General features: G+C 38.1%; 13 protein-coding genes. 7 read left to right on the top strand and 6 right to left on the bottom strand.

Annotated features, from left to right (window positions below; translation table 11 throughout):
- Window positions 1–47: 47 nt before the first annotated feature.
- Genes ABVM52_RS06015 through ABVM52_RS05995 form a run of 5 tightly spaced genes read left to right on the top strand, consistent with a single transcriptional unit; the run spans window position 48 to window position 5829 of the window.
- On the top strand, window positions 48–734 hold the full coding sequence (locus tag ABVM52_RS06015) for a TetR/AcrR family transcriptional regulator (RefSeq protein ID WP_405384507.1): 687 nt from the start codon (window positions 48–50) through the stop codon (window positions 732–734).
- On the top strand, window positions 727–2394 hold the full coding sequence (locus ABVM52_RS06010) for a peptidase domain-containing ABC transporter (protein WP_405384506.1): 1668 nt from the start codon (window positions 727–729) through the stop codon (window positions 2392–2394). The genes ABVM52_RS06015 and ABVM52_RS06010 overlap by 8 nt, the downstream gene beginning before the upstream one ends.
- 6 nt (window positions 2395–2400) lie before the next feature.
- A complete protein-coding gene (locus ABVM52_RS06005) occupies window positions 2401–3753 on the top strand; it encodes an HlyD family secretion protein (protein WP_405384505.1) in 1353 nt (450 codons plus the stop codon).
- Window positions 3753–5159, top strand: coding sequence for a TolC family protein (locus tag ABVM52_RS06000; protein ID WP_405384504.1), 1407 nt, complete (start codon window positions 3753–3755; stop codon window positions 5157–5159). Before ABVM52_RS06005 ends, ABVM52_RS06000 begins: the two co-directional genes overlap by 1 nt.
- 58 nt (window positions 5160–5217) lie before the next feature.
- Window positions 5218–5829, top strand: a complete 612-nt coding sequence (locus ABVM52_RS05995; protein WP_405384503.1) for a thioredoxin family protein — start codon at window positions 5218–5220, stop codon at window positions 5827–5829.
- On the opposite strand, the gene ABVM52_RS05990 is transcribed toward ABVM52_RS05995, so the two are convergent.
- From ABVM52_RS05990 to ABVM52_RS05965, 6 genes are all read right to left on the bottom strand, one after another.
- On the bottom strand, window positions 5812–6492 hold the full coding sequence (locus ABVM52_RS05990; RefSeq protein WP_405384502.1) for a hypothetical protein: 681 nt from the start codon (window positions 6490–6492) through the stop codon (window positions 5812–5814). The genes ABVM52_RS05995 and ABVM52_RS05990 overlap by 18 nt on opposite strands.
- Window positions 6493–6605: 113 nt before the next feature.
- Window positions 6606–7319: a tRNA pseudouridine(55) synthase TruB gene (truB, locus tag ABVM52_RS05985; protein ID WP_405384501.1), complete on the bottom strand. Its 714-nt coding sequence runs from the start codon at window positions 7317–7319 to the stop codon at window positions 6606–6608.
- Between the two features lie 33 nt (window positions 7320–7352).
- The gene (locus tag ABVM52_RS05980) at window positions 7353–8150 is read right to left on the bottom strand and encodes an undecaprenyl-diphosphate phosphatase (RefSeq protein WP_405384500.1); all 798 of its coding nucleotides are present in this window, start codon (window positions 8148–8150) and stop codon (window positions 7353–7355) included.
- Window positions 8151–8414: a DUF3098 domain-containing protein gene (locus ABVM52_RS05975; RefSeq protein ID WP_405384499.1), complete on the bottom strand. Its 264-nt coding sequence runs from the start codon at window positions 8412–8414 to the stop codon at window positions 8151–8153.
- Between the two features lie 9 nt (window positions 8415–8423).
- On the bottom strand, window positions 8424–9302 hold the full coding sequence (locus ABVM52_RS05970; protein WP_405384498.1) for a cell division protein FtsX: 879 nt from the start codon (window positions 9300–9302) through the stop codon (window positions 8424–8426).
- 66 nt (window positions 9303–9368) lie between these two features.
- Window positions 9369–11240, bottom strand: a complete 1872-nt coding sequence (locus ABVM52_RS05965) for a T9SS type B sorting domain-containing protein (RefSeq protein WP_405384497.1) — start codon at window positions 11238–11240, stop codon at window positions 9369–9371.
- A gap of 115 nt (window positions 11241–11355) precedes the next feature.
- Here ABVM52_RS05965 and ABVM52_RS05960 point away from each other — a divergent pair, with 115 nt between their 5' ends.
- Entirely contained in the window at window positions 11356–12216 is an 861-nt protein-coding gene (locus ABVM52_RS05960; RefSeq protein WP_405384496.1) for a UbiA family prenyltransferase, read from the top strand.
- Between the two features lie 83 nt (window positions 12217–12299).
- Entirely contained in the window at window positions 12300–15551 is a 3252-nt protein-coding gene (locus tag ABVM52_RS05955) for a leucine--tRNA ligase (protein WP_405384495.1), read from the top strand.
- Window positions 15552–15857: the final 306 nt, after the last annotated feature.

The raw sequence follows: 15857 nt of genomic DNA, 5'->3' as shown, positions 1-15857 counted from the left end.
TTATAATAGTAATACTATTAAATTTGAATCCATTTTATATCACGGTTATGGAAAGACTGTTACAAGGAGTAAAAATTAAGATCAACGATAAGTTGTATGTAAAGGATCCGGAATCTTCTGAGCTTGGTAAAAATATTATTGAGCATAGTATTCTTTTGATCAACAAATTGGGGTGGGAGAACTTTACTTTTAAAAAACTAGGTAAAGCAATAGGTTCTAACGAAAGCTCTATATACCGTTATTTTGAAAACAAGCATAAGTTGTTGATATATCTAACTTCATGGTATTGGGGTTGGATGGAGTATCATTTGGTTTTTGCTACCCACAGCATTCAAGATCCTAAGGAAAAACTGATAAAAGGCATCAGTATTTTAACCAGTGAAGTTAAAATAGATGCTTCTTTCTCCCATATTAATGAGGTGATATTAAATGAAATAGTAATAAATGAGTATTCCAAATCCTATTTAACCAAAGAAGTGGATAATGAGAATAAAGAAGGGTATTTCACCGTATATAAACGTATGGTGAGTAGAATAGGAGAAATGATCAAGGGTGTTAACGCTTCGTATAAATTTCCTTCTAGTTTGGCAAGTACTTTATTGGAAAGTGCCTTGCACCAACATTATTTAAAGGACCATTTTTCTACATTGACAGATTGTAATGATAAAGTAGCCATTACGGAATACTTGACACATTTAGTTTTTAATACATTAAACACACCAATAAATGAGTAAGAAACTTCTAACCTCATGGCAACGTTTTCTAGGACTTTTAAAACTGGATAAACGAGATATTTTTCAAGTGTTTTATTATGCCGTCTTTGCCGGTGTCGTTAACCTTTCCTTACCATTGGGTATACAGGCCATAATAAATTTGTTGCAAGGGGCGCAAGTCAGTACTTCCTGGATTGTTCTGGTAATATTGGTTACTCTAGGGGTGGCATTTGTAGGAATATTGCAATTAATGCAGATACGAATTATTGAAAATGTGCAGCAAAAAATCTTCACCCGTTCTTCATTTGAATTTGCTTACAGATTTCCTAAAATTAAAATGAGCGAACTTCATAATTACTATCCACCAGAATTGGCCAACAGATTTTTTGATACCCTGACCATACAAAAGTCCCTCTCAAAAGTATTGATAGATTTCCCTGCGGCTTTGCTACAAATTGTCTTTGGGTTACTCCTTTTGTCTTTCTACCATCCTTTTTTTATAGCTTATGGGCTACTATTGTTATTGCTCATATATATAGTATTTAAATTCACTGCCCAACGAGGTTTGGATACTAGTTTGGAAGAATCTAAAAGCAAATACCAAGTTGTACATTGGTTACAGGAAGTGGCCAGGTGTATTGTAAGTTTTAAGCTATCAGGCAAAACCTCACATGCCTTGGAAAAGAATGATACGTTGGTGGTAGGGTATCTCAATGCCAGGGAAAGCCATTTTAGGGTATTGGTGCTTCAGTTTATTCAGATGATCGGTTTTAAGGTGTTAGTAACAGCCGGACTTTTATTGATCGGTGGGCTTTTGGTGTTGAACCAAGAGATGAATATTGGGCAGTTTGTGGCGGCAGAAATTATTATCCTTCTTGTCATAACCTCGGTAGAAAAACTGATTTTGGGTCTAGAAACCTTTTATGATCTGCTTACATCCTTGGAAAAGATGGGTCAAGTGGTAGATAAGGAGCTTGAGTCCCAAGAAGGGGAAAAGCCTTTTACTGATGAGGAATCCTTAACCATAGAATTAAATGATATAACCTACAGCGTACCGCATGATAAAAGGGTGATTATAGCTAATTTAAATTTGACCATTACTCCTAGCTGTACAATTCTATTACGGGGAAATAGCGGTTCGGGAAAAAATACGTTGTTGAGGATCATTGCGGGAATTTTAGAGCCAGATAGTGGTGGGGTTTATGTAAATGGGGTTTCCTTAAGGGGTATGAACCTTAATTATTACCGATCAAAGCTGGGCCAATCCCTGTTAGAGGAATCTCCTTTTGAAGGCACTATAATGAACAATATCACCTTTGGCGATAAGGAAATAAGTAATGAACAGGTGTATTGGGCATTGGATAAGGTAGGTCTAACGGACTTTGTCAAAAGCCAGGCCAAAGGATTGAATACGGTCATTTATCCTGAAGGAAAACAGATTCCCCATACCGTATCCAAAAAAATTGTTCTGGCAAGAAGTATTGTTAGAAAACCTAAGTTGTTATTGCTCAAGGACCCCTTGGAACAATTTAATATTGATGAAGCGGATAAGATTCTAAAGTTTTTAAGTGATCCCGCTAATGGTTGGGCGTTGGTCGTGGTCAGTGAAAATGACAAATGGATCAATACATGTTCTCGTATTATTACAATGGAAAAAGGTAAAATAATTAACGAATTGTAGGTACCCATGTTGAATATATCTCATAAAAAACTTAACGAAAAGGTTTCTTTGGACCATTTTAAATCGGCCCAAAAAGTCTTTCATTATAGACACTACAAGCACTTTAATCGCTTTTTGTTCGCATTTGCTGTAATTGGTGTCATAGTTCTTTTCTTGCCTTGGACCCAGACCATTAACGCTAGAGGGTATTTAACCACTCTTGAGCCCGGGCAAAGACCACAGACCATACAATCACCAATACCTGGCCGTATAGAAAAATGGTTTGTTAGAGAAGGGGATTATGTAAAAAAAGGCGACACCATATTATTTATCTCCGAGATTAAGTCAGAATATTTTGACCCTAATTTGGTAGAACGTACAGGGCAACAGCTAAAGTCCAAAACTTCATCTGTAACCTCTTATGAAGAGAAAGTTAAAGCTTTGGATAATCAAATAGCTGCATTGTATAACGAAAGAAAGCTAAAATTGGAACAGGCCAGGAACAAGTTGTTGCAAGCACGGTTAAAAGCTGAGAGCGATAGTATTGAATTTGAAGCTGCCAAAACCAATATAAAGATTGCGGAACGGCAGTATGAACGTACGGAGCAATTGCAGAGCGAAGGGTTGAAAGCGGTTACAGATGTGGAAGAAAAACGCTTAAAGTTGCAAGAGACCCAGGCAAAATTAGTTTCTCAGCAGAATAAACTTCTTGCGGCTAAAAATGAAATTCTAAACGCCGAGGTAGAAATTAATAGGGTACAGGCTTCGTATACGGATAAAATTTCCAAAGCGCAGAGTGATAAGTATACGGCAATGTCCAATCAGTTTGATTCTGAGGCACAAGTAAGTAAATTGGAAAATAACTTTACCAATTATAAAATGCGTAACGACCTGCGCTATATAAAGGCACCACAGAACGGTTATATCAATAAGGTAATAAAAGCAGGTATTGGTGAGGCTTTTAAAGAAGGTGCCCCGCTAGTTGGTATAATGCCCGCGGACTATGATATGGCTGTAGAAACTTTTGTGAACCCCATAGACCTGCCGCTCATTCATTTAGGGGAAAAGGTAAGAATACAGTTTGATGGTTGGCCGGCCATTGTATTCAGCGGTTGGCCCAATGCATCTTACGGTACGTATGCAGGTGAGGTTGTGGCCATAGAAACCTTTATAAATACTGATGGAAAATATAGGGTGTTGCTTTCTCCGGATAAAAATGACCAACCATGGCCAGATGCACTTAGGGTTGGATCAGGGGCCAATACTATTGCCTTATTGGAAGATGTACCTATTTGGTATGAACTTTGGAGGCAGTTAAATGGTTTTCCGCCAAACTATTATCAGCCCAATGGAGCACAGGATAAACCAGTAAAAAAATAATGATGAGACGGTTATTGCTTATAATTTGTTTTTGTGCCGGTAGTATTGCAAATGCCCAAAATGTGGACAGCCTACAGTTAAATTTTAAAGAGTACCTAGGTTATGTAAAAAAATACCATCCAATTGCTCGGCAGGCCAATTTGGCGCTAGACATTGGTCAGGCTAATTTATTAAAGGCCAGAGGTGGTTTTGATCCTAAAGTACAAGTAGATTATTCAGGAAAAGAATTTAAGGGTACTGAATATTATGATTTGTTGAATGCCACATTTAAGATACCAACCTGGTATGGTATTGAGTTAAAGGGAGACTTTGAGCAATATTCAGGGGAATATTTGAATGCAGAACGTACCGTGCCGGAAGACGGACTGTACAGTGCAGGGGTAGCCTTGTCCTTGGGTCGTGGTTCATGGATCAATGAGCGCATGGCCATCTTAAAAATGGCAAAATTCTTTAGGGAACAGTCAAAAGCGGATAGGGACATTTTGGTCAATCAAATTTTGTTTGATGCTTCTTTGGCTTATTTTAATTGGCTACAGGCCTATAGAAATAGTTTGTTGTTCAATGATTTTTTAGAGAATGCAAAGGTGAGGCTAAAGGGTGTAAATAAAAGTGCTTTGGCGGGTGAAATTGCTGCAATAGATACTGTAGAGGCCAAAATTGCCGTCCAGAATAGGGCGTTAGAGCTAGAGCAGGCAAAAGTTACGTTGCGAAACGCAAGGCTTGAACTATCTAATTTTCTTTGGATGGGAGAAAATATTCCCATGGAACTTCAAGAGAATGTGACCCCGGATATTTTTCTAGATGCGGAGATAGACCAAGCTTTGGAAATTTTAGGGAAGCCTTTAGACAGTTTTGCACTGGAAAATCATCCTAAACTAAAGTCGTTAGGATATAAAATAGATGGGTTGATTGTGGATAAACGTTTAAAAACAAATAAGCTTTTACCTAAAATTGATGTGGAATATAAGTTCATTACGGAAACTCCGGAATATATAAATTCACTGGAACCACAGAATTATAAGGGCGGATTAAATTTTGAGCTGCCTTTATTCCTTAGAAAGGAGCGGGGAGATTTAAAATTAGCAAAATTAAAACTTAGAGATGCCCAATTTGAGTATGATAATGCCCAGGTACAAATACAGAACAAAATAGTGGCAATTTATAATGAACTGGACTCTTTTGAGAATCAAAACAACCTTATAAATGATATTGTAGCCAGTTATAAAGCCCTTTTGGCGGCCGAAGAACGTAAGTTCAGTTTTGGGGAAAGTTCGCTGTTCTTGATCAATTCAAGAGAGACCAAGTTAATTGATGCCGTCTTAAAGAAAAATCAGGTAGAGAACAAGTACTTTACCGCAAAGGCCAAATTATTCAATAGTCTGGCAGTGAATCCGGAAAATTTGTAAGTATTGCATTTAGTTAGCTACTAATACCTACGTTAAAAGGATTGAATAAGGTAATCTTATGGAGTTAGCGGTAGATATTATAAAGAAAGGTTTGGCGGTCAATGTATACACGTATGATGAATACAGGACCTTGGTGTCAGATTTGGCGGAAAAGGGCGCTACTACAGGGCCGGAACAGACCGAAGCATTAATACAGTACACCCAATTGAACAATAGCCGTATGCGTAGGTGGGATAAAAAATTGACGTTCAGTGATGAGGTGATTGCTAAAATAAAAAGTGTAGATCAATCTGTTTCTTGGATGGTATTGACAGAAAGCTGGTGCGGAGATGCTTCTCCCGCATTGCCGGTAATGCATAAGATAACCAAAATCAACCCTAATATTTCATTGGCAATAATTTTGCGCGATGAGAATTTGCCGATTATGGACCGTTTTTTAACAAATGGAGCAAGGTCTATTCCTAAATTAATAGCCATGGATCAAAAAGAAGGTACTATGATGGCTACTTGGGGCCCACGGTCTACCAAGGCCACCGTGTTGGTGAACAATTATAAGAATGCGCATGGTAAATTGACACCGGCTTTTAAGCAGGATCTACAAATTTTTTATAATAAAGATAAAGGGCAAAGTATTTTAGAGGATTTGTTGAAATTACTTCCCCTGAAATAAATAGGTAATAGAACCTTTCTGCGATTTCTTATTAGAGGAGTTGAAACGGGATTTTAAGGCGTAGGCTATGGCATTTTCTACAAGGCAACCATTAGAGGTGCCGGAACTACGTTCATTAAAATCTGCATCTGTGACGTATCCTAGCTCGTTTACTACAATATTAATGACCACTTTACCACCTTCTATACAGGTATAAATTGGAGGCGGTAATCTATAATTGGTTCTGTTGAGCAAAGAGTAGGAAACCGATGTTCGTCGTGCGGCCAAGTTATTGGTAAATTCTTTTTTTTGGGCTTCTTTTTCACCAAGAAGTTGTTTCTGTTCCTCCCTCTTTTTGGCCAAGGCCTTTATGCGTTCTTCATAACCCTCATCTGCAACAAGATGCTCAGTGGTAGCACCCTCTTCCATTTCGCTTCGCTCTTGTAAAATATCATCTAAAGTTTTAAGCGGTTCTGGATTACCGTAGCTAGGCTTGGCCGTTTCATTATAAGCCAAATGGCTTTTAATGGGGTCGCTGTCGTCCTGGGTTTCCTTGGTTTTTTCTTCTTCCAAAATTTCCTCAAGAATCTCCTCGTCCATCACCATTTCAACAACATAATCATCATGCCTTTCTTCCTTGCCGCCCAACTGCATACTGAACAATACCAGTATCACTATAGCCATGCTAAGAAATGTAATAAGCAATGATAATTGTTGTCTGTTTAGATTCATGGTAATATAACCTCAATTATACCAAAATATTTTAAAACCCTAGATACCAATGGGTAAAAATTCGATTAAGAACGATCATCGGTTTTTAATAATACTTCGGAAAAGACCAATGGGTCTTGAGCTTTATCTACGTTAAAATCACCTATTTTGGTTCTTCTTAAGGCGGTTAAATGTGCGCCAGAATCTAATGCTTTTCCAAAATCATGTGCCATAGACCGTATATACGTACCCTTGCTACACGCAATTCTGAAGTGGACATTCAATCCGTCAATATTGGTAATTTCAAAAGCACTTACATGTACTTTACGCTTTGGTATATCCACGGTTTTTCCTTCTCTTGCCAACTCATATAAGCGTTTACCATCTTTCTTTAAAGCGGAAAAGACCGGTGGTGCTTGCTCAATATCACCTATAAATTGGGCGGTTGTTTTATGGATCAGTTCTGGGGAAATATGATCGGTAGTGAAGGTTTCATTGATTTCGGTTTCAAGATCGTAAGAAGGTGTGGTGCTGCCCAAGGTAATAACACCGGTATACTCTTTTTCTTGGCCTTGAAATTCGGTAATCTTCTTTGTGAACTTACCGGTACAAATGACCAAAAGTCCTGTTGCTAATGGGTCAAGGGTTCCCGCATGGCCAATTTTAAATTTCTTTAAACTGAACTTTTTTCTAATGGCCCATTTTAATTTGTTGACCGCTTGAAAAGAGGACCAATCCAATGGCTTATCTATTAACAATACCTTACCGTTTAGAAAATCTTCTTTCGTAATATTTTCCATGTATGGTTACGGTTTAATTAATGGAGGGTTGAATTATGAATTCGTAAATCCGTAGACTACGGCTATTAATCCTACAATAAGGCAATAAATGGCGAAGTAGGACAACTTGCTTTTGCGTACCAGTTTGATCATCCATGTACAGGCGGCCAATCCTGCTACAAAAGCAGCTATAAAACCAGCACCCATGGCCACGTTATTTTCCCCGCTAAAGTTGAGGTCTCCACTCAATAGGTCTTTGGCAATTTTACCAAATATTAATGGAACGACCATTAAAAATGAAAATCTTGCCGCTTTGGATTTATCCACCCCAAGCAATACGGAGGTAGAAATTGTAGCCCCACTACGAGAGATACCTGGCAGCATGGCAATTGCTTGGGAGATACCTACTATGAACGCATTTCCAAAACTTACTTTCTTTTGGGTGTCCTTGGCTTTATCCGCAAAATAGAGTAGAACGGCCGTTATGATCAACATAAACCCTACAAACCGTATGTTTCCTCCAAAAAAAGCTTCCAATTGTTCTTCAAAAAAAAGGCCTACTATTACAGCAGGGATCATGGAAATAATGATCTTGATGGAGAACTGACTTTCCTCGTTCCATTTAAATTGAAACAATCCGCTTATAATTTCCCAGACATCCTTCCTAAATACCACAATGGTACTTAATGCAGTTGCAAAATGTAGCACAACGGTGAACAATAAACTTTCCTCTTGTAAGGAGTTGTCACCAAGTATAGCTTTTCCCAACTCAAGGTGACCACTTGATGAAACGGGTAGAAACTCGGTCAATCCTTGAATGATTCCGAGCAGTATTGCATCTAAGGTATCCAATTATGCTTTCTTTTTGTGTGGGTTAAGTAAAATGGCGTAGATCTCAATTCCTAGACCGATCAATACCAAGGTAGGTGCCAAACGTATTCTCCTAAAATTATATATTTCCGGATTAAATACATTAGGGTCGTCACTTCCACCGCCACTCATCAGTATAAATCCTAATGCGATAAAAGCAATACCTATGAACATAAAGGTGTAATTCTTCTTTTGAAAGATAAACTCCTGCTTAGGCGGTTGTTCTACTTTATTCTTTTTACTCATGTCGCAAATTTAATAATATAATTCGTCGGTTCTAAGATTTAGGAATCGTTGCGTAGCAAAATACGTGCTAATGAACGAAATAAGGATACCCAAAAGAAATACACTTACAAAGAGGATGATTAAAATATATGGTTCGTCAAAAAAACCAAAATCCTGAAAATTGGTGTTCAAATAATACACCACTCCGCCAATGGCCAACAGTGCTATAGCGGCACCGATCATACCCAATTTAATATTCTGCCAGATAAAAGGCTTTCTAATAAAGGTTTTGGTAGCGCCGACCATTTGCATGGTTTTGATAATAAATCTTTTAGAATAGATAGATAATCTTATGGAGCTATTGATCAATAAAACTGCTATAAATGTAAATACGGCACTGGCAACCAATATCCAAAAACCAATTTGTTCTACACTTTTGGCTACCATACTCACCAATACCCGGTCATAACTAACCTCATCCACAAAACTTTTTTCCCCAAGTGTAGAGGCAATTTCCTCGACCTTTTCGGCCGTTACGAAATCTGCCTTCAATTTTACATCAATTGAATTTTTTAAGGGATTGTATCCTAGATAGTCCACAAAATCTTCACCAATATCCTCACTATGTTGTTTTGCGGCCTCTTCTTTGGATACATAAGTGGACGACTTGGTATATTCTGACATGGCCAAGGTTTTTTGAAGTTGTTCCACTTCAATCTCCTTGGTGTCTTCCTTTAGGAATACTGAAATAGTAATCTGTTCCTTAGAGCGATCCGCCAATTTTTTAGTATTCAACACCAAAAGTCCCAAAATACCCAATAAAAACAATACCAAAGCAATACTTAACACTACGGAAAAGTATGATGAGATAAGTTTGCGTCGTTGATATTTTTCGAAAGAGTTTGCCATATAGCACTTAAAAGTGCAGTAAAAATAGCAAAGTAAAGTTAAATGCAGCTTTAATTTTTCAACCTGTTAACGTTTAAGGCTAAAGTGACCCTTAATTTCCATGCTGTCCGTAATGATTTTGTACCAATAATCATCTTCAGGCATTTGTTGTCCTTGAAATGACCCATCCCAGATTGGGGCGCTGGCATTGCTGTTCAGTAGTAATTTTCCATACCTATCAAATATGGATATTTGCAGGTTGGGAAAAGCGTTTGTTCCCTCAAGTTCAAATATATCGTTTACAGTATCTCCATTTGGTGTAAAAAATTTAGGGATAACCAAATGGTCAAAGTTTTGGGTAACGACCCCACAGTTAGAGGTGTCTTGAACATATATGGTATAGTTGCCACCTTCTACAGTTTCAAAAACAGAATTATCTTGATAGGTATTTCCGTCTAGGGAAAATTCATAATCCCCGTTGTTTTCTATTGAAATTTCAATGGACCTTCCGTTGGACTTGATAGCTTCAATAATGGGCAGGTCTACTTGATTTACAGTGATCGTTTTGGTGGCCGAACACCCGTTGGCATCTTTTATGAGAACAGTATAGGTGCCAGGAGAAGCAATGGTAATGTCCCGAGTTGATGCCCCAGTATTCCACTCATAGGTGGCATTATCAATATTGGCAGTTAAGGTAGCCGTTGTTCCTTCGCAAAAGATAACTTCCTCATCCTGTATAACAGGCGCTTGGTTTATGTTCAATGTAACGGCCGTTCTGGAAGTTGAGGAGCAACTAATTGTTGTGGAAACGGCCTCTGCATAATACGTGCCCGCAGTAGCGGTTTCAAAGTTAGTTGAGTTAGCCAACAAAAGATTGCCTCCCGTGGGGGCGTCATACCAATTTATAGTGTATTCTGCATTGGTATTGGCCGTTAATATGCCTGTTTCGCCTTCACAAATAGTTATATCACCAGAGCTTATTGGTGCGTTGGGTATGGGTAAAACCACGACATCAAATACATTGGAAACAATATTACAGAGGTCATTGTTTACATTAATAGGGTCTTCTGCTATTTTGACCCTGTAATAGGTAGTTTCTGTTATGGGCGGAGTAGACAGCGTATTGCTGGTTTCATTCGCAATATCCGTCCAAACCTGTTGATCACTACTTTGTTGCCATTGATAGGCATGGGAAGAGAAAATGGAATTGTCCGGTGTAGCGATAATGGTACTGGAAACACTACCTTCATCCTCACAGATGACCAAGCTTTCTTCAGCATCATTTGTACTTACCGTAACCTGGTCCCCACACGATTTAAATACGATATCATCTATAGCCAGGTCGTTACCACATCCGCCGTTACTGTTATTTCTCATTTTAAGAATTACTGAAGTTTGTCCGGGTTCTGTAGTAAAGACCAAGGCGTATTGTTGCCATTCTTGGTTAGCATTTGCAGCAATACTTCCGGTATCTCCCTGTGCCAATAAATTGGTGTCCGTTTCATCCCATATCTGAAATCGTACATTTACCGGTATGCTATTGCCTTCACAACTGCCAATAGATTGTAAGTTGATCAGCCAAGATGAAAATTCATAGGTAGTATTCTCGCAAAGTCCGGCTACCTCTCGTTGATAGAATTCTCCCGCGGTAAAACTGGCATTGACTATAAATGACTTTCCATTGGTATCTCCAGGGGTGTGGTCTTGGATAGAAATCCAATCAAAATAATTTGTGGTACTGGAAATGGTATAATCCCCATCATTGGGAGTGCCCGTTGTAAAATTATAGGAAGTTGTACCCGGCGGAAGCTCAGGGCCGTCAGTTGTTCCCGAACCAAAATCTTCTGTAAAAATGGGGTCTCCGGAGCTTCCTCCGCAAAATCCTAGTTGTGCTTGGAGAATCGCAACACTACTGCAGGTGAATAGTAATGTAAGTAAAATTGTTTTGGGGCACTTCATAATCTTAAGGTTAAAGATATACTTTTTAAAAAGATGAGTAGTTATAGTATAGCTTTGAAAGTACTACAGTGCTGAGAAAGGTATTTTTGCGAAGATGAGAACTTAATTCCATTATATGTTGAATTTGTTGGACTTGAAAATTTCCAGACCAGGGCTTTGGTTTCCTACCATCTGGATCTATTTAGTTCCTTTTGCTAATCAGTTAGATTATTGGCAGTCTTTTAATTTTTGGCTAGGTCTGTTTTTTGTCACCTTTCCCTTAAATTATTTGGTCTACGGTCTAAACGATTATAATGATGTAAATGCCGATACCGTAAACGTTAGAAAAGGAAATTTTTTATTTGGTGCAAAGGCTTCAAGGTCGCAACTTAAAGGTGTGTTAACTAAAATAACAATACTTACAACTGTATTTGTAATTGCGTTCACTTTTATATCCGGATTAAAAATGTTCTTGCTTTTACTATTTATGGTAGTCGTAAATATCCTTTATAATTTTAAACCGTTTAGAATAAAGGAACGACCTCCTTTTGAAATACTGATTCAGGTTGGGTATGTTGTTACCGTATTCTTTTCAATAGAGCTTAATGATTTGGAAACGCTTCCATGGCAGACATTGGTGTATTTGTCATTTTTTGCATTTCAGGCACATATTGCCGGCGAAATAATGGATATAGAGCCAGATTTGGCTTCGGGAAAAAGAACCACGGCAACTTTGGTTGGGCGTAAGAAATCAAAATTATTAATGCTAATGATTTTGGTGTGCGAATCTGTTCTGGTCTGGTATTGGTTTCAAGATATCGTTTTAGCATCATTTCTAGGTCTCTTCTCGGCATTTATGTTATTAGATATTTTTGTGATTTTCAAGGATAGGGCATATACGCTGTCACAGATGAAATTGTTCGGTTACCTCATTAACCTATCGGCGTTGGCTTCAATGATTTGGGTATTGTATAGTGGTAAATTGATAATGGTTTAGAACAGTAGTTATCGACCAGGTTAAACTTTTCCCTTTAGCAGAATAAACCTATTTTTGCGGCTTACAGAAAAGAAGTAAAGATCATGCAATACAATTTCAACGAAATTGAGGCCAAATGGCAAAAATACTGGGCAGAAAACCAAACATTTAAGGCGGAGAATGATTCTGATAAAGAAAAGTTCTATGTGTTGGATATGTTTCCTTACCCTTCTGGTGCGGGGCTCCATGTTGGGCATCCGTTAGGGTATATTGCCAGTGATATTTATGCACGGTACAAAAGGCATAAAGGCTATAATGTATTGCATCCACAGGGCTATGATTCTTTTGGTTTGCCTGCAGAACAATATGCTATACAAACAGGTCAGCATCCTGCAATTACTACGGCAGCCAATATTAAAACCTATAGAAGGCAGTTGGATCAATTGGGTTTTTCCTTTGATTGGAGCAGGGAAGTAAGAACTTCTAGTCCGGAATACTACAAATGGACACAGTGGATATTTATTCAAATATTCAATTCGTGGTATAATAAAGATACCGATAAGGCAGAAGATATAGCAACCTTGGTCGCTACATTTGAGGCAGAAGGTAATACCAATGTAAATGCGGTTTGTGATGATGATATAACTATTTTTTCTGCGGATGATTGGAAAGCATTTTCTAATGTAGAAAAACAAGAAATTCTTTTAAAATATAGATTAACGTACTTGGCGGATACTGAGGTAAACTGGTGTCCTGCACTAGGTACGGTATTGGCAAATGACGAAATTGTAAACGGAGTATCGGAACGTGGTGGTCACCCGGTGGTGCGTAAAAAAATGACGCAGTGGAGTATGCGCATTTCTGCTTATGCACAACGTTTGTTAGATGGCTTGGATAAGATAGATTGGCCGCAACCATTGAAAGATTCACAAACCAACTGGATTGGAAGAAGTCAAGGAGCATCAGTAATATTCCCCATCCTAACCTTCCCCAAAGGGGAAGGAACCAAACCTGGTTATATGACTGGTGGAAATAATTCTCATTTGTTGCTAGAAAGGGCAAAGGAGATGAGAAATAACCCAACAGCAGCAGAATCGGTTCTTTGGGAATCTTTAAAGTCAAAAAAGCTTGGTTTTAAATTTAGACAACAACATTTAATAGGTGATTTCATCGTTGACTTTGTCTGCTTATCAAAAAAGTTAATTGTCGAAGTAGATGGAGAAATTCATGAAACTCAAAAGGAAGCAGACTTAAATAGAACTCAAGTTTTAAATAGTCTTGGGTATAAAGTCATAAGATTTAAGAATGAAAAAGTAATTGGTGATATAAACGCTGTTTTAGAAGAGATTGAAACTAATCTGAAGCAGCAAATTATTCCCCCTTCGGGGGCTAGGGGGATTGAGGTATTTACAACAAGGCCCGATACCATTTTCGGAGTGTCTTTTATGACCTTGGCACCAGAGCATGAATTAGTAGGTAAAATAACTACACCAGATCAGAAAGCTGAGGTAGAGGCATATATTGAGGCAACGGCAAAGCGTTCTGAACGTGATCGTATGGCAGATGTAAAAAACATTTCCGGTGCATTTACAGGTGCTTATGCAGAACATCCGTTTACCAAAGAGCCAATTCCTATTTGGATCGGTGATTACGTATTGGCGGGTTATGGAACAGGGGCGGTAATGTCCGTTCCATGTGGAGATCAGCGCGATTATGACTTTGCGAAACACTTTAATATACCGATCCCTAATATTTTTGAGGGAGTGGATATTTCTGAAGAGGCATTTGCCGATAAGGATAAAACAATTATTGCCAACTCTGATTTCTTGAACGGATTACCATACAAGAAAGCGATGAAGCTGGCTATCTATGAGTTGGAGAAAATTGGGCATGGCGAAGGAAAAATAAACTACCGTTTACGCGATGCCGTTTTTAGTCGCCAAAGATATTGGGGGGAACCTTTCCCGGTATATTATGTAGATGGTATGCCACAAATGTTAGATAAAAAATTCTTGCCTTTAGAATTACCAGAAGTTGATAAATACTTGCCTACCGAAACCGGCGAACCACCATTGGGGAATGCTAAAGAATGGTATTGGTTGCAATATGGTGATGAAGGTAAAGTGGTTTCTGAAGAAGAATTTAATAATTCCTCCCCTTTGGGGAGGTTAGGTGGGGCTCTTGAGTTGAATACCATGCCAGGTTGGGCAGGTAGTTCGCAATATTTTAATAGATACATGGACCCGCATAATAGCGAGGAGATATTCTCTGAAAAAGCCATTAACTACTGGCAAGATGTAGATTTATATATAGGTGGTAGTGAGCACGCAACAGGTCATCTATTATACTCTCGTTTCTGGCAAAAGTTCATGTTCGACAAAGGTTTGGTACCTAAAGATGAGTTTGCCAAGAAGCTGATTAATCAAGGGATGATTACGGGGACTAGTGCTTTTGTGTATAGGGATGAGGATGGAACTTTGATATCTAAAGGATTAATAGAAGGAAAGAACGTTACACCTATTCATGCTGATGTATCATTAGTGAACGCTTCCGATGAACTTGATATTGAAGGGTTCAAAAAATGGAGAGAAGAATATGCTAATGCTGAATTCATTACTGAAGAGGATGGTTCTTTTAAAGTAGGTCGCGAAGTCGAGAAAATGTCCAAATCCAAATACAACGTCGTAAATCCGGATGCTATTTGTGAGGAATATGGGGCAGACAGTTTGCGTTTGTATGAAATGTTCTTAGGTCCGTTAGAGCAATCAAAACCTTGGAACACGGCAGGTATTACCGGAGCGCATGGTTTTTTAAAGAAACTTTGGAAATTATATACTCCGTTCTTAGATGAAAGTATGGTCGCTGAGCGTAGCCGAAGCGAAGAAGAGCCTTCTAAAGAATCATGGAAAACATTGCATAAGACCATAAAAAAGGTAGAAGAAGATATTGAGAATTTTAGTTTCAATACATCGGTATCTACATTCATGATCTGTGTCAATGAACTGTCATCGCAAAAATGTGTAAGCAGAAAAGTATTGGAGCCTTTGGCAATATTGGTATCTCCTTATGCGCCACATATTGCAGAAGAACTATGGAGCAAGTTGGGTCATACAACATCTATAGCTACGGCACCTTTTCCAAAATTTGAAGAAAAGTATATTAAGGAAAGTGATAAGGAGTATCCAATTTCTTTTAATGGTAAAATGAAGTTCACTATGCAATTGTCATTGGATTTAAGCAAAGATGAAATAGAAGCAGCGGTTATGGCACATGAAAAAACACAACAACAACTTGCGGGTAGAACACCTAAAAAGGTGATTGTTGTACCTGGCAAGATTGTGAATATCGTAGGCTAGTAAACGGTATTTTTAATCGTTTAAATTTTAATGAAAGGCGGTTATCTCATTTAAAAATGAAATGAGATAACCGCCTTTCTTCGTATTCATGGGAAATAGAATAGGAGAAAATATGAATGAAGGATATTTCGGTTTTAAATTATAAAATTGAATAGTTTTATTTCCGTAGATTTAGAATTAAAGGGGTATGTTTGGGGTAAATATTAAATTTTAGTGTGTACGCCCTATAAAAAATAGGGGGTTGATATGTTTAAATTAAGTTTTTTGACAATGTACCCCTACATTTTATCGATTTTATGTTTGATA

The sequence above is a fragment of the Maribacter sp. LLG6340-A2 genome, assembly GCF_045057105.1.
Lineage (GTDB): Bacteria > Bacteroidota > Bacteroidia > Flavobacteriales > Flavobacteriaceae > Maribacter.
Note: the sequence above shows the minus strand (reverse complement) of the source record. Positions and strands in the feature narration are given on the sequence as shown.